General features: G+C 69.4%; 15 protein-coding genes. 5 read left to right on the forward strand and 10 right to left on the reverse strand.

What is annotated here, in order from left to right; all coding sequences use genetic code 11:
• Window positions 1–19: 19 nt before the first annotated feature.
• From cydC to VF106_RS31715, 3 genes are read right to left on the reverse strand one after another with little or no spacing between them, the layout of a single operon-like run.
• On the reverse strand, window positions 20–3,475 hold the full coding sequence (gene cydC / locus VF106_RS31705; RefSeq protein ID WP_330843570.1) for a thiol reductant ABC exporter subunit CydC: 3,456 nt from the start codon (window positions 3,473–3,475) through the stop codon (window positions 20–22).
• A complete protein-coding gene (gene cydB / locus VF106_RS31710; RefSeq protein ID WP_330843571.1) occupies window positions 3,472–4,446 on the reverse strand; it encodes a cytochrome d ubiquinol oxidase subunit II in 975 nt (324 codons plus the stop codon). Before cydB ends, cydC begins: the two co-directional genes overlap by 4 nt.
• A gap of 10 nt (window positions 4,447–4,456) precedes the next feature.
• Window positions 4,457–5,908 carry a cytochrome ubiquinol oxidase subunit I gene (locus tag VF106_RS31715; protein ID WP_330843572.1) on the reverse strand — a complete coding sequence of 484 codons (1,452 nt, stop codon included), beginning with the start codon at window positions 5,906–5,908 and terminating at the stop codon, window positions 4,457–4,459.
• 278 nt (window positions 5,909–6,186) lie between these two features.
• On the opposite strand from VF106_RS31715, the gene VF106_RS31720 reads away from it, so the two are divergent.
• Together VF106_RS31720 and VF106_RS31725 are read left to right on the forward strand one after the other, a co-directional pair.
• Complete coding sequence (locus VF106_RS31720) at window positions 6,187–6,765, forward strand: TMEM165/GDT1 family protein (RefSeq protein WP_330843573.1); 579 nt, start codon at window positions 6,187–6,189, stop codon at window positions 6,763–6,765.
• Window positions 6,766–6,817: 52 nt separating this feature from the next.
• Window positions 6,818–7,678, forward strand: coding sequence for an oxygenase MpaB family protein (locus tag VF106_RS31725; RefSeq protein WP_330843574.1), 861 nt, complete (start codon window positions 6,818–6,820; stop codon window positions 7,676–7,678).
• Here the strand turns inward: VF106_RS31725 and VF106_RS31730 are convergent.
• The gene (locus VF106_RS31730) at window positions 7,658–8,569 is read right to left on the reverse strand and encodes an AraC family transcriptional regulator (protein WP_330843575.1); all 912 of its coding nucleotides are present in this window, start codon (window positions 8,567–8,569) and stop codon (window positions 7,658–7,660) included. The genes VF106_RS31725 and VF106_RS31730 overlap by 21 nt on opposite strands.
• Before the next feature lie 75 nt (window positions 8,570–8,644).
• On the opposite strand from VF106_RS31730, the gene VF106_RS31735 reads away from it, so the two are divergent.
• Entirely contained in the window at window positions 8,645–9,550 is a 906-nt protein-coding gene (locus VF106_RS31735; protein WP_330843576.1) for an NAD-dependent epimerase/dehydratase family protein, read from the forward strand.
• A gap of 315 nt (window positions 9,551–9,865) precedes the next feature.
• Here VF106_RS31735 and VF106_RS31740 read toward each other — a convergent pair whose 3' ends face one another.
• Genes VF106_RS31740 through VF106_RS31750 form a run of 3 tightly spaced genes read right to left on the reverse strand, consistent with a single transcriptional unit; the run spans window position 9,866 to window position 12,607 of the window.
• On the reverse strand, window positions 9,866–10,546 hold the full coding sequence (locus VF106_RS31740; RefSeq protein ID WP_330843577.1) for a helix-turn-helix domain-containing protein: 681 nt from the start codon (window positions 10,544–10,546) through the stop codon (window positions 9,866–9,868).
• A 1-nt stretch (window position 10,547) separates the two neighbouring features.
• Complete coding sequence (locus VF106_RS31745; protein ID WP_330843578.1) at window positions 10,548–11,735, reverse strand: fumarylacetoacetate hydrolase family protein; 1,188 nt, start codon at window positions 11,733–11,735, stop codon at window positions 10,548–10,550.
• The gene (locus VF106_RS31750) at window positions 11,732–12,607 is read right to left on the reverse strand and encodes a hypothetical protein (RefSeq protein WP_330843587.1); all 876 of its coding nucleotides are present in this window, start codon (window positions 12,605–12,607) and stop codon (window positions 11,732–11,734) included. The genes VF106_RS31745 and VF106_RS31750 overlap by 4 nt, the downstream gene beginning before the upstream one ends.
• A gap of 67 nt (window positions 12,608–12,674) precedes the next feature.
• On the opposite strand from VF106_RS31750, the gene VF106_RS31755 reads away from it, so the two are divergent.
• Entirely contained in the window at window positions 12,675–13,853 is a 1,179-nt protein-coding gene (locus tag VF106_RS31755) for a homogentisate 1,2-dioxygenase (protein WP_330843579.1), read from the forward strand.
• Here VF106_RS31755 and VF106_RS31760 read toward each other — a convergent pair.
• On the reverse strand, window positions 13,830–14,021 hold the full coding sequence (locus tag VF106_RS31760; protein WP_330843580.1) for a DUF397 domain-containing protein: 192 nt from the start codon (window positions 14,019–14,021) through the stop codon (window positions 13,830–13,832). The genes VF106_RS31755 and VF106_RS31760 overlap by 24 nt on opposite strands.
• Before the next feature lie 6 nt (window positions 14,022–14,027).
• Window positions 14,028–14,888, reverse strand: coding sequence for a helix-turn-helix domain-containing protein (locus tag VF106_RS31765; RefSeq protein ID WP_330843581.1), 861 nt, complete (start codon window positions 14,886–14,888; stop codon window positions 14,028–14,030).
• A gap of 137 nt (window positions 14,889–15,025) precedes the next feature.
• On the opposite strand from VF106_RS31765, the gene VF106_RS31770 reads away from it, so the two are divergent.
• Window positions 15,026–17,290 (forward strand): PQQ-dependent sugar dehydrogenase, encoded by a 2,265-nt coding sequence (locus tag VF106_RS31770; RefSeq protein WP_330843582.1) that lies wholly within the window; start codon window positions 15,026–15,028, stop codon window positions 17,288–17,290.
• Between the two features lie 2 nt (window positions 17,291–17,292).
• Here VF106_RS31770 and VF106_RS31775 read toward each other — a convergent pair.
• Window positions 17,293–17,538, reverse strand: a 246-nt coding sequence (locus VF106_RS31775) for a LysE family transporter (protein WP_330843583.1), incomplete at its 5' end; no start/stop codon positions are given.

Below are 17,538 nucleotides of genomic sequence, written 5' to 3' on the forward strand. Positions count from 1 at the left end.
ACGGGGTGACCGTCACAGGTCATGGCGCCAGCTCGAGCACGGCGTCGGCGCGGGCGGCCTCCTCCGGCCGGTGCGTGACGTGCACGACCGTGCGGCCTTCGAGGCGTGCCATGACGCGATGGGCGGTCGGCTCGTCCAGGTGGGCCGTCGGCTCGTCGAGGAGGAGCAGGTCGGCGTCGGCGAGCAGGGCACGGGCGAGCGCGATGCGCTGGGCCTCGCCGCCGGACGCCGTGGTCGGGTCATCGTCGAGGCGGTCGGCCCACGTGCCGATCTCGGCCTGGCGAAGGGCGTTTCTGAGCTGGTCGTCGGTGGCGTCCGGGTCGGCGATCCGAAGGTTCTCGCGGAGCGTGGTGGCGACGAGGTGCGGTTCCTGCGGGACCCAGGCGGTCTTCGGCAGGCGGATGGTGCCGCGTTCGGCGGGCAGGAGGCCGGCCATGAGCGCGAGCAGCGTGGACTTTCCAGCGCCGGAAGGCCCGACGACGGCGAGGTGCGTGCCGGGTTCGAGCCGCAGGTTGAGGTCGCGGAGGGTGGGCTTCGCGGCTCCCGGCCAGCGCACGTCCACGCCCGTGAGCGCCAGGTGCCCGCGTTGAACGTCGTGTGGGTGCCCTTCGGGGCATTCGGTGTGGGCCGCGCGGAGTGGGGCCAGGTGCTGGGCGACCGCGGGGAGTTGGGTGAGGGTTTCGGTGAGAGCCAGCGGAAGAAGGGCCAGGACGGGGAGCAACAGTGGGTCCACTCCGGTCGCGAGGCCGACGCTGGCGACGCTCGCCAGCCCCAGCGACAGGATGATCAGCGCGGTGGCGGCACCGGAACTGAGTGCCTGACGGCGGGCCTTGCGAGCGAGTTCGGCGTCTTCACGCGCGAGGTCGACGCGGTGAGCTTCGTGGGCGCCGAATGCGATGAGATCCGGGGCAGCGTCGAGAAGGGTGAGGACCTTTTCCGAGACACGGCGACGCCCGTCCGCGAGCCGGCGGGTGGCGTGCCGGTCGACCGCGAGCGCGACGGCCGGTGCACCCAGGCCGGCCGCCGCGACCGCGATGGCAAGCACGAGACCGGCCGCCGGCAGGATCGCCGACTGCACGGCCACGGCCGCCACGCACACGAGAACCGCCACGAACGGCGGCAGGAGCACGCGCGGGGTGAGGTCACGGACGGTGTCGAGGTCGGTGGTGAGGCGCTGGAAACCGGCTGTACGCCACAGTTTCTGCCGCTGTGCGGCGCTGGCGCGGAAGGCGGCGTCGTGGGTGACGAGCCGCTCGGCGTAACGAAGCCCGGCACGCGCCAGCCCAAAAGCGCGGACACCGACAACCGCGACGCCGAGCGTGAGGATCGGCGGCTGGGTGGCGGCCTTGGCGATGAGCCAGGCGGAGGTGGCGGTGAGCGCGACCCCGGCGCCGAGCGCGGCTGCCCCGAGCGCCGCACCGACGAGGAGACGCGGGGTGAGGAGGGTCCGCAGCGGGAGGCGGCGCGGTGCCTCGGTGCTGGTGGTTGTGTTGTCGCGCCGTGCCGCGGGCTCGTCGGCGGGCGTGGGATTGCGGTGGCTGGCGAGGATGACGGCGGCTGTGGTGTCGGCGATGGCAGCCTGGACGCGAGCCGCGTTGGCGGGATCCTGGTGGGCGGTGGGCTCGTCGAGGAGAAGAAGGTCGGCCCCCTGCTCGACACGCAGAAGCGCACGAGCCACGGCAACCCGCTGCCGCTCACCAACCGACAACCGCGCGACGGACCGGTCGAGCAGATGGGAGAGGTTGAGCCGCTCCGCGATAGCGACAACGGCATCTGCCCGAGCGAATGGTCCATCGATGCGGCTCGACACCCCAGCACTGTCGGTGCCCACAGGTAGCGTTGAAACCGGGGGGCCCCCGGGTGCACGAGTGGGACTTTCGCTCGGGCTGCACCCGAAGGTGTTGCGGCCAGTGCGCTCTGAGGGCACTGAACTGTCGGTGCCCGCGCGTAGTGTTGAAACCGGGGGACCCCCGGGCGCACGAGTGGGACTTTCGCTCGGGCTGCACCCAAAAGTGTCACCGCCAGCGGACCCTGACGCCGCCGACCTGTCGGTGCCCGCGCGTAGCGTTAGAACCGGGGGACCCCCAGGCGCACCAATGGGACTTTCGCTCGGGCTGCACCCGAAAGTGTTGCGGCCAGCGCGCTCTGAGGGCACAGAACTGTCGGTGCCCGCGGGTAGCGTTGAAACCGGGGGACCCCCGGATGCACCAATGGGACTTTCGTGCAGAGCGGTTGTTAGTTCTTCTGCCACTGTGCCGTTCGTGAACTTTGGGGTTTGGGGTACCCACGCCACTCGCGACCGCCATGCTTTTATGTCTACTTCAGACAGGTCGTGGATGCCCACCTGGATGCGGCCTTCCGTTGGGGCCACGAAGCCCAGCAGTGCCGCGAAGGTTGTCGACTTGCCTGAGGCGCTTGGGGTGTTCAGGTGGATCGTCTGTCCCGGCCTTGCGGTGAAGGTGACGCCGTCTGGGGCGTAGCCGTCTCGGCGGCGGACCTTCAGGTTCGTCACGGTCAAAACACCCAGTGGGGGGTGGTTGCCGAAGGTCGGCGGGTGGGGCAGCTCGGCCACCTCGCGGACCGCTTCCATGCCGGCCTCGCTCGCGTGGTGGGCCGCGCCCGCCTGGCGTAGTGGGAGGTAGCACTCCGGTGCCAGGATCAGCACGAACAGGCCAACCGCCAGTGACAGGTCGCCACCAATCATCCTGATGCCGATCAGCACCGCGACCAGCGCCACCGACAATGTGGCCACCAGTTCCAGCACCAGCGCCGATGCGAACGCGACCCTCAACGTCGCCATCGTGCTTCGGCGTTGGGTTTCCGAGATGCGGCGGATCGTTTCCACCTGTGCGTCCACGCGGCGGAACGCCGTCAGGACCGGGCGGATACGTACCAGTTCGCGCAGATGGTGTGCCACTCGCTGCTCGGTTGCCGCGGCCTCCTGCACCCGGTCTCGCGTGCGCAGCCCCACCAGTGCGGCGAACAGCGGCACCAACGGGAGCGTCGCGCCCACCACCAGCGCGGACGGCCAGTCCGCCGCCAGCAGCACCGCGGCGATGCCGAGCGGTAGGACCGCCGCGTTCACCAATGCCGGCAGGTACATGGTGAAGTAGTCGTCCAGGGCGTCCAGGCCGCGTGTTGCCAGGACGGTCAGCTTGGCGCTTCGCGGCACTGTCCATTCCGGACCTAAGGCCAGCGCACGGTCCAGCAGGCGGGCGCGAAGCTCTTCCTTCGCGCCTGCCGCGGCCCTCGCGGCGACCACCTGCGTCGCCCACGCCAGGATCGCCCTGGCCACCACCGCGCCGGCGAGCACCCCGAGCAGCGACTCGCCTGTCACCACCCCGGCCAGTGCCCATGCCTGCGCCACGAGCGCGCATCCCGACAGGGCCGCCAGTACCGCGCAGCCGGCCAATGCTCGGCGCGCCGCACGCGACAGTCGCGGCAACGCGCCGAGCGGGCCGGTTCGTCCTTTCACGCCGTCACCCGCTTGCGGAAGACCCAGTACGTCCAGCCCTGGTAGATCAGGACGGCCGGGGCGCCGAAGGCCGCCACCCAGGTCATCACCGTCAGCGTGTACGGGCTCGACGCGGCTTCCACAATGGACAGCGAGTAATTCGGATCCACAGTGGATGGCAGGACGTTCGGGTAGAGCGCGCCGAACAGCGCAAGCACCGCCGCGGCGAGCGTCACCCCCAGCAACCCGAACGCCTGCCCCTCCCTCCCCATGTTCAGTCGCAGCCACGCGAAGACCGCGGCAACGAAGCCGCCGAACACGACGAGCCAGGTCCACTCCGCCCCCGACCGGACCTGGGCCGCGACCGCCAGCATCACCAGCGGTGCCAGGCCGACCGGGGCGAACACCAGCGCGAACCGGCGTGCCCGGTGCCGCAGCGGCCCGTCCGTCTTCAGTGCCAGGAACACCGCGCCGTGCACCAACGCGAAACCGGTGAATGCCAGTGCCCCGAGTGCCGTGTCCCATCGCAGCGCGGCGAACGGTGAGCCGATTCGGTTGCCGTCGGCGTCGATCGGCACACCCAGCACGTTCCACGACAACAGCAGCCCCACCCCGAGCGTGGCGACCAGCGAGCCGGCGGCGATCACCGCGTCCCACGTGGCGCGCCACCGTGCCGTGTTGACCTTGCCGCGCCACTCCAGTGCCACTCCGCGACCGATCAATGCCAGCAGCACCAACAACATCGGCAAGTAGCCGGCGCTGAACAGCCCCGCGTACCAACCCGGGAACGCGGCGAACGTGGCACCCGCGGCGACGATCAACCACACCTCGTTGCCGTCCCACACCGGGCCGATCGTGGTGAGCATCGCGCGGCGGTCGGACTCCTCGCGGCCCAGGACCCGCAGCAGCATGCCGACCCCGAAGTCGAAGCCCTCCAGGAACAGGTAACCCAACCACAGCACCGCGATCGCGATGAACCAGAACGTCTCCACCGCAAGCTCCTCAGTACGCGAAGGTCAACGTGTCGCCGGATTTCTCCTCCGGCTCGGCGGGTTCGAGCCCGGTGCGGACGTACCGGCGGATCAGCGCCACCTCCACCACCGCGAGCACGCCGTACACCAGCGTCAACGCGATCAGCGACGTCAGCACCTCCCCCACTGTCAGCCCGGACACCGCACGGGCGGTGAACATCCACACTCCGTCCACACCGGACGGGTTGGGCGCCACGACGAACGGCTGCCTGCCCATCTCGGTGAAGATCCAGCCGAAACTGTTGGCCAGGAAGGGAGTCGCGATGCTCGCCAGCGCCAAGCGGGGAAACCACCGGGACTTCGGCATCCGACCGCGACGGGTCAGCCACAACACGGCGACGCCGGCGGCGGTGGCGATCGCGCCGAGGCCGATCATCAGCCGGAAGCTCCAGTACGTCACCGGCAGGTTCGGCACGTAGTCGATCGGTTGGCCCGACAACTCGCCGAGCCGCGGGTCGACGGGGTAGTTCGTGCCGTAGCGCTCCCGGTACTGCTCGACGAGATCTGTCACGCCGCTGACCTCTGCGTTGAAATCTCCCTTGGCCAGGAAGGAAAGCAGCGCCGGCACGGTGATCGACTTGACGTTCTCGCAGTCCGGACTGGACACGTCCCCGAGCGCTAACACCGAGAAGCCGGCCGGCTGTTCGGTGTGGCACAACGCTTCCGCCGACGCCATCTTCATCGGCTGCTGGGAGAACATCAGCTTCGACTGCAGGTCCCCGCTGATCGCCAGCCCGGCGAACGCGACGACGCCGACCCAGGCACCGAGCCGCACCGACGACCGCCAGATCTGTTCGTCCTTGGCGCGCCACAACCGCCACGCCCCGATGCCGACCAGGAACGTCGCGGCCACCGCGAACGCACCGAAGATCGCGTGCGGGAAGGCGGCCAGCACCGTCGAGTTCCCCAGTACCGCCCAGATCGACGTCAGCTGTGGCCGTCCGTCAACCAGCTCGACGCCGACCGGGTGCTGCATCCACGAGTTCGCGGCCAGGATGAAGTACGCGGACGCGACCGTGGCCAGCGAGAACGCCCACACGCAGGCGAGGTGCACGCGCTTGGGGAGACGGTCCCAGCCGAACATCCACAACCCGAGGAAGGTCGACTCGACGAAGAACGCGACGAGGCCCTCCATGGCGAGCGGCGCGCCGAACACGTCGCCGACGAAACGGGAGTACTCGCTCCACGCCATGCCGAACTGGAACTCCTGCACGATTCCCGTGACCACCCCCATCGCGAAGTTGATCATCAGGAGCTTGCCCCAGAACTTCGTCATCGCGAGGTAACGGGGGTTGCCGGTTCGCACCCACGCGGTCTGCATGCCGGCCACCAGCAACGAAAGGCCGATGGTTAGCGGCACCATGAGGAAGTGATAGACGGTCGTGATGCCGAACTGCCACCGGGCCAGATCGAGAACGTCCACGCGTTCACGATGCCTGCGACGACCCCTGCTCCGGCAGGTCCTCGGGTCCCGTTCCGGCAGGACCAAGGTCCCGTCACGTACACTGGCGACTGCCAGAGGGGAGTAGTTCCCGTGGTGAGCCTCGGCTCACCCGGCGAGCGCATCGACATACTGACCCGTTTCGGGTCCGGTGCCTCACCCGCTTTCGAGTGGGCGAACGAGACCTCCGGCCGGGTTGCCGTATGCCCGGCCGGAGTCACAATGCCTCCGTCCGGGTTGGATGGAGAGGACGTTCGCACGTGCTGGCCTTGTTGACCGCGTTCGGTCTGGTGTTTCTTGTCGAACTGCCCGACAAGACGATGATCGCCACGCTCATTCTCACCACTCGTTACCGTGGGTTGCCGGTGTTCGTCGGGGTGGCGGCGGCGTTCGCGGTGCAGTGTGTGATCGCGGCCGCGTTCGGCGGGGTGCTCACGCTGTTGCCGGAGCGCGTGGTCGCCGGGATCGTGGCGGTGCTGTTCGGCCTGGGTGCGGTGTTGTTGCTGCGCGAGGGGTTCGGGCGGGAGGAGTCGACTGTGGATGCCGATTCCGGTCAGGTTCGGGTGTCCTTCGCGCGGGCCGCGGTGACATCGTTCGGGGTGTTGTTCGCCGCCGAGTGGGGTGACGCGTCCCAGTTCGCCACGGCCGCGTTGTCGGCGCGGTTCTCGGCACCTGTCCTGGTGGGGGTCGGCTCCTGGCTGGCGTTGTGTGCGGTCGCCGGGATCGCGGTGCTGCTCGGCGCGAAGATCCGGGATCGGATACGGCCGCGTCTCGTGCAGCGGGTCGCCGGGATGCTGTTCGCCGGGTTCGCGTTGTTCGCGGTCTGGCAGGCGATCTAGCGGAGGGACCTAGGATGGAGGGTGACAGCCTTCACCACGAGGAGGTGCGGTCATGCGGCGGCCGTTCGAGCCGGACAGCCGGCTCTGGGACGAGACCGGGTTGATCACGTTCTCCCTCACCACCGGGTCCGCGTTCGCCTTGCAGGTCATGCATCCCGCGGTCGGCGCGGTGGTCGGTGAGCACTCGGTGTTCCGCACCGACGCGATCGGGCGGGCGCGGCGCTCCATCGCGTCGGTGATGACCTGGGTGTACGGCGGACCGGACGCACTGACCGAAGGTGACCGGCTGCGGACGTTACACGCACCTTTGAAGTCCACTGTGGATGGGACCACCTACAACGCGTTGGCGTCTGGACCGTGGGCGTGGATCATCCTGACCGCACCCTACGCGTACACCGTTGGCGCGCGGTACTTCTCGCACCGGAAGCTGTCCCGTGTGGACGAGGAGGCGTTCTACGCGGAGATCGTGCAGCTGGCCCGCAACCTGCACGTGGCGGAGAAGGAGATCCCGCCGACCTACGACGCCTACCTGAAGTACTTCGCGGACATGCTCGACAACACGCTGGTGGCACACCGGACCGCGTACGAGTTCCTGGACGGCACGCGTCGGATCCCGCCGCCACCAACGTTTCCGAAGGCGCTTCGTCCACTGTGGCGGATCGCGATGAACGTGCCGGGTCGGGTCCAGCACTTCGTCACCGTGGGCACGCTGCCGGCGAAGGCACGCGAGATCCTCGGTCTCAAGTGGACAGACACGGACGAGCGAAGGTTGCGGTTACTGGGATCCGTGGTCGGCCGGGTGGTGCCTCTGCTGCCGGAACGGGTGCGGTACTTCCCCATCGCGTACGAGGCACGGCGGGTCCAACGCGCCCAGCGGGCGCTGCGCAGAGCGTTAGCTCGACGCCCCCTGTGAACGGTACTGGCCCGGCGCAACCTCGTACGCGCGCTTGAACGCCTTGCCGAACGCGTACTCCGAGGCGTAGCCGCAGCGAGCGGCGACCGAGCGCAGTGGTGCGTCGGACTCGCGGAGCAGCCGCGCCGCCGTGGTCATGCGCCACCAGGTCAGGTACGCGAGTGGCGGCTGGCCGATGATCGTGGTGAAGCGCTTCGCGAACGCGGCGCGGGACAGACCGGCGACCGCGGCCAGGTCGACGACCGTCCACGGCTTCTCCGGGTGCTGGTGTATCTCCCGCAGCACGGCGCTGATGGCCGGGTCACGCAGTGCCGTGGCCCAGCCGCCGAGGTGGTTCGGCTGCTCGTCAAGCCAAGCCCGCAGGACGTAGAGAAGCAGCATGTCGATCAGGGCGGGCAGCGCGGCCTCGGTGCCGGCACGAGGGTCACGCAGCTCACTGCCGAGCAGGTCGACCGCGGCACGCAGCGACGGGTGCTGGCCGACGCGGGCCGGGACGTGGATGAACCCGGGGAGGTCGGCGAGCAGCGGGTGCGGGCGGGCCGGGTCGAACAGGTAGGACGCGCACAGCAGCTCGGTCACCGCGCCGGTTCCGTCGATGTGCATCTCGTCCAGCGGCGCGGCGGGCTCCGGCTCGAAGTCCACGACCGGGCTGTCCGGTTGGTCGACGAGTGCGTAGCCGTCGCCGTGCGGGGTGAACAGGACGTCGCCGACGTTCAGCGGCACGGGGTCGTCGTGCCCGGACAGGAACCAGCAGCTGCCGGTGAGGACCACGTGGCAGCCGGCCGCCTTGCCACGGTGGAAACGGACACCCCACGGCGCGTGGCTGGACGTGCGTGCCCCCGAGGGTCGTCCGGTTCGCATGGCCACCAGCACGTCGCTCAGCACGTCCATGCCGAAGACTCTAGGACATCTTTTCGAGCTTCTGGGCCATCGATGGTCCACGCGACGCTGAATAGCGTCGGAGACATGACATTCCACGTTGTGGTCGGCGCCGGGCCGACCGGAACCGCGACCGCACTCCAACTCGCCGAACTGGGCGACGACGTCCGAGTGATCACGAGACGTGGCACCGGACCAACGCACCCTCGGATCGAACTGGTCGCCGCCGATGCGACCACGGGGCTCACCTCGCTCGCCTCCGGCGCCGCGACGATCATCAACTGCGCGATGCCGGCGTACGACCGGTGGCCGGAGGAGACGCCGGCGTTGTCGGCCGCGCTGCTGGCGGCCGCCGAGAAGACCGGGGCGGCCTACCTCAACCTCTCGAACGCCTACAGCTACGGCCCCGTCGACGGCCCACTGACCGACGACCTGCCCATCCGGCCGACCACGATCAAGGGCCGCGTCCGGGCGTCGATGTACCTCGACGGGCTCGCGGCCCATGAGGTCGGACGGCTGCGGTTCGCGGAGGTGCGGCCCGGCGACTACCTGGGCGTCGACGCGCTGTGCTTGTTCAACCTGGCGATCGGGCCGAAGGTGCTGGCCGGCGAGGAGGTCGTCTTTCCCGCCGACCTGGACGTGGCGCACAGCTGGACATACACCGGCGATGTTGCGAAGACGCTCGTCGCCGTGGCGCGGTCGGAGGAGTCGTGGGGCCGGGCGTGGCACACGCCGCAGACCTCGGACATCTCGGTGCGGGAGTTGGTCGAGCGGTTCGCGGCCGTGGCTGGGGTGCCGGTGCCGCCGGTTCGGGAGATGACGCCAGTGGAGCTGCACGCGGCGATGAAGGCAGATCCGATCATGGCCGAAAGCGTGGAGATGCAATACCTGTACCTGCGCCCATCGGTCCTGGACTGGTCCCGAACAGCGGCGACCTTCGACCTCAAACCGACCCCGCTGGACGACGTACTGGCAGAGCTGGCAACACGCTGACCTGCGAAAACACTCGCCCTACAGTGTAAAACGGCTGCCCCCACCCGATCCCGGGGGGCGTCCCTGGGCCAGTCTATCGGCAGGGGGTGACAGTGGTGGAGATGATGATCTTGTCTGTGGATGACTCCTGCGGCTGTGGACAACTGGTTCGGATTGCGCGAAACCGCAGCTCGCGGGCAGAGCCTTGGGGGCGTTGGCCCATTGCTGCGGCGGCCTGATGTCTCGAACACAGCAGGCACTCGGAAGAGGCCCCAAAAACGAAACTCGCAGGGGCCGAACGCGCGACTCGCGAGTCGGGTGCGTACACGCGGGGGTTCAGCGCAGAGCTTCCGCCACTGATGCTGCTGCCGTCAGTACCCGCGGGCCCACTACCTCGCCGTCCAGGGACTGGAAGCTGATGACGCCGACGCTGGCTCGCAGGCCGGGGACGCCGCGGACCGGGGCCGCGATGCCTGAGGCGCCGGACTGCAACTCGCCGGTGGTGGCCAGCCAGCCCGGGTCCTCCTCGCGCAGGCCGATTGCCTTGCCCGCGGCTCCTCTGGCGAGCGGGTGGCGGGTGCCCACGCGGTACGCCACGTGGTAGGTGGTCCACGACGGTTCGATCACCGCGATGGCCTGGGCCTCTTCGCCGTCTGCCACGGTCAGGTGGGCCGTGGCGCCTACCGCCTCCGCCAGCTCGCGCAGCGCCGGTAGCGCGGCCAGGCGCAGCTGCGGGGTCACTCGGGTCGCCAGGCGGAGTAGGCCCAGGCCCAAGCGCACCTTCGAGCCGTCCCGGCGGACCAGGCCACGGTCCTGCAGCGGCACGAGAAGCCGGTACACGGCTGCTCGGGAGGCGCCGATCGTCGTGGCCAGGTCGCTGATCGTGGGGGCCTCCGACTCCGAGTCCGCCACCGCCTGGAGGAGGGCCAGGCCGCGTTCCAGGGTCAGCGAGCTTTCCTTGCCGGGCGCCACCGGAGGGCGGGGCGCCGGCTGGATCGGGCGGATCGGGCGGGCCATGTCAGAGGTCCACTGCCGGGAGGATCGTGCCCTCGACAGGCGAGATGCCGACCACGGAGCCGTCCTCGCCAGGGGCCGTTGCCGTGATCACCACCGTGTCGCCGTCCTCCAGGAACGTTCGTTCGGTGTCGCCCACCGTGATGGGTTCGCGGCCGCCCCATGACAGTTCCAGGAAGCAGCCGCGCTGTTCCTTCGACGGGCCCGACACCGTGCCGGACGCGAACAGGTCGCCAGGGCGGACCGTGGCGCCGTTCACGGTCATGTGGGCCAACTGCTGCGCGCACGAGTAGGACATGTCCGCGAACATCGGCCTGGACACCACCGAGCCGTTCCACTCGATCGCGAGCCGCAGGTCCAGGCCCCACGGCGAGTCCTCCACCAGGTACGGCAGCCGGGGGTGGCCGATGTCGGGCACCTTCACCCGCGCCATCGCCAGCGCGTCGAGGGGGGTCACCCACGCCGAGATCGACGTCGCGAACGACTTGCCAAGGAACGGACCCAGTGGCTGGTACTCCCAGCCCTGGATGTCCCGCGCCGACCAGTCGTTCACCAGCACCACGCCGAAGATGTGCTCGGCCGCCTGGCCGGTCGGCACGCGCCGAGAAACCGGGCCACCGCACACGAACCCGACCTCGGCCTCCACGTCCAGGCGACCGGTCGGGCCGAACTCCGGACCCCGTCGCTGGCCGTGTGGGCGTTCCACCGGCGTGCCCGACACCACGACCGTGCCGGAGCGGCCGTGGTAGCCCACCGGCAGGTGGGTCCAGTTCGGCAGCAACGGCTCGGTGTCCGGCCGCATGATCCGGCCGACGTTCTCCGCGTGGTAGCGCGAGCAGTAGAAGTCCACGTAGTCGCCGACCGTGAACGGCAACACCGCCCGCACGTCGGACAGCGGCAGCAGTTCGGCACCGGACGGCGTGGACGACTCGGTCACCAGCGACACGAGCCGGGCCCGCAGCGCGCTCCACTCGACCCTCGTCGCCGCCAGCAGCGGGTCGAGCGACGAGCCCGACACCAGGTCCGCCAAGTCACCGAGGTCGTGGGCAATCGATCGGAGCGGCAGGGCGTGGTCGCCCAGCCGGACCGCCACGCGTGGCCCGTCCCCCGCGTCGACCACGCCGTAGGGCAACGTCTGCGGCCCGAACGGCTGGTCCCGGGCGAAGGCCGGGTCACGCACCCACGAGGTCACAGCAACCCCAGTTCCTCGAGGTCCTTGACGGGGTCGGTCAGCGAGCACGAACCGTACGAGGCGAACACCCCTCGCACGGACAGCGCCTCGTGCTCGGTCAGGTCGCGTGCCTCGTCCGCGAGCGCGGTGCCGTCGGTCGAGGAGATCGCCTCCTGCACGACGGAGGAGTCCGCGCCGGCCAGCAGACGGGACGTGGCCAGCAGCAGGTTCAGGAACCCGTGGTGGGTGATGCCGGTCTCCGCGTCCGTGTGCCGGACCGCGTTGTGCAGGCCGGCGGTCGCCTTGAACGACGCTCCCCCGTCGTTGATCACCGCGAGGAAGTCGGCCACCTCCGCCACGCTCGGGAAGTTCTCCCCGGACGGCCCGCCGCAGCGAATCTTGGGCCAGCTGCCGTGCTCGATCACGCGCTGGATGCCGTCGAGCCAGCCGACGGCGGCGCGCCGCGGCTCTATGACACGGATCACGTCCTCCGGCACGAACTCGGACACCCGTTCCAGCCACACCTCGTCGACGTCCGTCGGCGCCGGCATCTCCACCATGCGCAACGCGAGCAGTTCCGCGCGGGACTCGACGATCGACAGCGCCTTCGGTACACCTCCCAGGCCGGTGTCGATCACGAGCGACAGCTCCACCGGCTTGGCCGGCTTCACCTTGATCAACTCGGTGATCAACTCGGGTAGTCGGGAGGCCGGACAGAGGAATAGTCCCAGCACATCGGCGTAGTCGCTTGATCGACCCGCGAGGTGCAACTTGACCGCGTCTGGCACGGTCGCGTTGCACGGCGGGAACAACGCGGCGTCGTCGACGAGACGGGCGAGCAGGGACGGGACATCCCGCTGATCGGACGCGGACTGTGGTGCGGCGCTTGACACGGCTGACACGCTAGTAGCGTATCGGCAACTGAACAAAGATGTCCGACTATCGGACACTGGAGAGGCCATGCCTTACTACCGCCGCGTCGGGGAGATCCCCCGAAAAAGGCACACTCAGTTCCGCTCACCGGAGGGCACCCTTTACGCCGAAGAGCTCATGGGTGTCGAGGGCTTCTCGTCCGATTCAGCCCTGCTCTACCACCGGTTTCTGCCGACGGCGATCGTGAACGCGGAGGCGGTCGACGACCACCGCGGCACACTCACGCCCAACTACCCGCTCATGCCGAGGCACTTCCGCACCCAGGACCTCAAGTCCGAGGGCCAGCAGGAGGTCGACGCGGTTACCGGCCGCCGCACGCTCTTCGGCAACAGCGACGTGACGATCACCTTCGCCATCGCCACCGCGCCAAGCCCGCTGTACCGCAACGCGGTGGGCGACGAGCTGATCTACGTGCAGACCGGCGCCGCGACCGTCGAGACGATCTACGGCGTGCTGGAGGTGACCGACGGCGACTACCTCGTGCTGCCGACCTCCACCACCTACCGCGTCCTCCCGCACGGCGAGACCCGCCTGTACATCCTGGAGGCCACCGGACACATCGGCCCGCCCAAGCGGTACCTGTCCACCAAGGGCCAGTTCCTGGAGCACGCGCCGTACTGCGAGCGCGACCAGCGTGGGCCGGCCGAGCCACTGCTCAAGGACGGGACCGACGTGCCCGTGCTCGTCCGGCATCGGGCGGGGATCACCCGGTTCACCTACGCCAACCACCCGTTCGATGTCGTCGGCTGGGACGGCTGCCTCTACCCGTGGGCGTTCAACATCCGCGACTTCGAGCCGATCACCGGGCGCGTCCACCAGCCGCCGCCGGTGCACCAGACCTTCGAGGGCCCCAACTTCGTCGTGTGCTCGTTCTGCCCACGCAAGGTCGACTACCACCCGGACGCCATCCCCGTGCCCTACAACCACGCGAACGTGGACTCCGACGAGCTGATGTTCTACGTCGGCGGCAACTACGAGGCACGCAAGGGCTCGGGCATCGCGGTCGGCTCGCTGTCGCTGCACCCGTCCGGGTTCACGCACGGCCCACAGCCCGGTGCCGCGGAGGCCGCCCTCGGCGTGGACTACTTCGACGAGACCGCGGTCATGGTCGACACGTTCCGCCCGCTGGAGATCGGCGAGGCGGGTGTCGGGTGCGAGGACCCGGCCTACGCGTGGTCCTGGTCAGGCCGAGGCCCCACCGGCTAGGTCGATGAAGGCGATCCAGGCGGTCGGCGTGACGGTCAGTGCTGGGCCAGCGGGGTTCTTGGAGTCCCGCACGCCGACCGCCTCGGCCCCGCGAGCCACCTCAACACATTCACCACTTGCGGTACTGAACGTGCTCTTGCGCCATTCCACGCCGTGCAGGTTCGACATGGTCCCTCACATCTCGTCGTACTTGCGCAGCGCCGACTTCAGGTAGACGTCTGTGCCGCGCGGCTCGATTGCCTTGGTACGCAAGTGATCCAGGGCGAGTTTACAGCGCCGCACATCCTCGGTGGCCTCCAAATACAGCTCACCGGCACTGCATTGCACGTAGACGACATCCGCGTCAGCGGGCTCAGCGAAGCTGAGAACGCTGAACGCACCAGTCACTCCCGGATGCGCGCCGTGATGCGCGCGCAGGATCTGCAGGTTCACATTCGGCAGCTCGATCAGCTCGAGCAGCCAGTTCATCTGCTCTCGCATGACATGCAGGTCTCCGACGAGGTGGGTGAGCACTTCCTCGTTGATCACCGCCCACACCCGTAGCGGATCGGCCTCGAACAGGCGGGCTTGGCGAGCCAGCCTTACCGCCACCAGCCGCTCGAACCGATCACCTGGCTCATCCGGAAACTGGCCGTCGGCCAGCGCCCGGGCGTATGACTCGGTCTGGAACAGGCCGGGGATCAGCTGCGGCTGGTAGGTCTGCACCTGGAAGGCCTCGGTTTCCAGGCCGATGTACTCCGAGTACTGCGTGGAGATCACGTCCCGGTACCTGCGCCACCAGCCCGGCTCGTTGGCGGCCTTCGCCTGGTCGACCAACCGTTCGCGGTCTGCGAGGTCATCCACCCCGTAGAGGTCGAGCAGGTCGATCACGTCGCGCGGCTTGGCGCCCACCATCGCCGTCTCGATCTTGTAGACCTTGGAACGGGACCAACCCAGCATGTCGGCGACATCGTCGCGTCGGAGGAGCTTGTCTTCGCGTAGCCGGCGCAGCTCGATGGCCAGCCTGCGGCGCTGGACGGTGGGGCTTTTCTGCACGACCTAAATCTCAGCCCACCTGGAATTGTGATGTCAATCACACGACAGCGTGGCCATGCCGTAACACCGTCGAGTGAAACGTAACGCGCGCGCGGGCCGACGTTTGGAGCAACGACACGCCGGCATTAGGGGGCATCGTGCGTACTCATCGTGGATTCGCGCGCCCGAAAACAGGACTGCTGCTGACCGCCGGCCTCGTCGCCGCGGGATTGACCACGGTGCCGGCCGTCGCCGGGGCCGCCGTGCCGACCGGCTTCACCGACACCGCGGTGATCAGCGGGCTCAGCTCGCCGACCGCCGCCGTGTTCGCGCCGGACGGCCGGGTGTTCGTCGGCGAGAAGAGCGGGCTGGTCAAGACGTACGACTCGCTGTCCGACACCACCGCGACCATCGCCGCCGACCTGCGCACGCAGACGCACGACTTCTGGGACCGCGGCCTGCTCGGCATGACGCTCGACCCGAGCTTCCCCACCCGGCCGTACCTGTACGTGCTGTACACGTACGACGCGGTACCCGGCGGCACCGCGCCACGATGGGGTGACACGTGCCCGACCCCGCCCGGCGCGACCGAGGACGGCTGCCTGGTCACCGGCAGGCTGTCCCGGCTCACCATCGGCGCGAACGGCGTGGCGACCGGCGCCGAGCAGGTGCTGCTCACCGACTGGTGCCAGCAGTACCCGTCGCACTCGATCGGCACCGTCGTGTTCGGGCCGGACGGCGCCCTGTACGTCGGCGGTGGCGACGGCGCGAGCTTCAACTTCGCCGACTGGGGCCAGCGCGGCAACCCGTGTGCCGACCCGCCCGGCGCGGCCGGCACGAACCTGTCGCCGCCGGACGCCCGCGGCGGCGCGCTGCGGTCGCAGTCGATTCGGCGGCCTGCCGGCGAGCCGGTCACGCTGGACGGCACGATCGTGCGGGTCGACCCGGACACCGGCGCGCCCATGCCGGGCAACCCGTTCGCGAGCAACCCGAACGTCAACGCGCAGCGGATCATCGCGTACGGCATGCGCAACCAGTTCCGGTTCACGTTCCGGCCCGGCACCAGCGAGCTGTGGGTCGGCGACGTCGGCTGGAACACGTGGGAGGAGATCGACCGGATCCCGAACGCCACCGACGGCGTGGCGGAGAACTTCGGTTGGCCCTGCTACGAGGGCGCGGGCCGGCAGCCCGGCTACGACGGCGCGAACCTGACCGTGTGCGAGTCGCTCTACACGACCGGGCAGAACGCGCCGTACTACACCTACAACCACAGCTCGTCGGTCGCGACGGGCGACGGCTGCCCGACCGGTGGCTCGTCGATCGCCGGCGTCGCGTTCGAGACGACCAGCAACTACCCGGCCGCCTACGACGGCGCGCTGTTCTTCGCCGACAGCTCACGTGGCTGCATCTGGGCCATGCGGCAGGGCGCCAACGGCCTGCCCAACCCGGCGGACATCGTGCCGTTCGTGACCGGCGCGAACATCCCGGTCCAGCTGCTGACCGGGCCCGGCGGTGACCTGTTCTACCTGGCGCTCGGCGCCGGCCAACTGCGCCGGGTGAGCTTCACCAGCGCGAACCGGCCGCCGACCGCGGTCGCCACCGCCACCCCGCAGTCCGGTCCCGCGCCGCTCACCGTGCAGTTCAACGGTTCCGGCTCCTCGGACCCGGACGGCGGCGCGCTCACCTATGCGTGGGACCTCGACGGTGACGGCGCGTACGACGACTCCACGGCCGTGAACCCGACCTTCACGTACGTGTCGCCGGGCGTGGTGCCCGTGGGCCTACGGGTGACCGACCCTGGCGGGCTGTCCGGCACGACCACAGTGACCGTGACGGTCGGCCAGCCGCCGAACGACGCTCCCGTGGTGACGATCGACAACCCGACGGCGGCCACGCAGTGGAGCGTCGGCCAGACCATCCCGTTCGCGGGCCGGGCATCCGACGCGCAGGACGGAACGCTGCCGGCGTCCGCGTTCACCTGGCAGCTGACGTTGCAGCACTGCACGACGCAGACCAACTGCCACGCGCACAACGTGCAGAACTGGACGGGGATCTCCTCAGGCAGCTTCGTCGCGCCGGACCACGAGTACCCGTCGTTCCTCGACCTGACCCTGACCGCGACCGACTCGGCCGGCAACTCGACGTCGCAGACGGTGCGGCTGAACCCGCGCACCGTGCAGCTGACCTTCCAGTCGAACCCGAGCGGCGCCCGGCTGGTGGTCAACTCGGTCGAGCAGGTCTCGCCGTTCACCCGGACGGTGATCGTCGGGTCGAGCAACTCGGTCAGCGCGCCGAGCCCGCAGGTCTTCAAGGGCGGCAAGCTGTACCAGTTCGTGAGCTGGTCGGACGGCGGTGCGCAGAGCCACAACATCACCGCACCGGCGGCCGCGACGAACTATCGCGCGACCTTCCGGCGGGCGTGAGGCTATTGGGTGACGGCGATCCGCACGCCGATACCCACCAGCAGGGTGCCCATCACCGCGTCGATGGTCCGGCGGACCTTCGCCGCGGTGAGGAACCTGCGAAGCACCGTGACCACGTTCGCGAGCACGGTGAACCACACGAGGCTCACGCCGGACGCGACGAGCGCGAGCACCGCGGTGTCCAGGGCGGTCGCGTTCGCCGGCAGGAACTGTGGCCACAGGGCGAGGAAGAACACGGCGACCTTGGG

The sequence above is a fragment of the Actinophytocola sp. genome, from assembly GCF_036378875.1.
Lineage (GTDB): Bacteria > Actinomycetota > Actinomycetes > Mycobacteriales > Pseudonocardiaceae > Actinophytocola.

Coding starts and splice junctions, on each gene's coding strand:
- VF106_RS31725 (WP_330843574.1), top strand. CDS start 6,818: ATGCGGCGGCCGTTCGAGCCGGACAGCCGGCTCTGGGACGAGACCGGG.
- VF106_RS31730 (WP_330843575.1), bottom strand. CDS start 8,569: ATGGACGTGCTGAGCGACGTGCTGGTGGCCATGCGAACCGGACGACCC.
- VF106_RS31735 (WP_330843576.1), top strand. CDS start 8,645: ATGACATTCCACGTTGTGGTCGGCGCCGGGCCGACCGGAACCGCGACC.
- VF106_RS31740 (WP_330843577.1), bottom strand. CDS start 10,546: ATGGCCCGCCCGATCCGCCCGATCCAGCCGGCGCCCCGCCCTCCGGTG.
- VF106_RS31755 (WP_330843579.1), top strand. CDS start 12,675: ATGCCTTACTACCGCCGCGTCGGGGAGATCCCCCGAAAAAGGCACACT.
- VF106_RS31760 (WP_330843580.1), bottom strand. CDS start 14,021: ATGTCGAACCTGCACGGCGTGGAATGGCGCAAGAGCACGTTCAGTACC.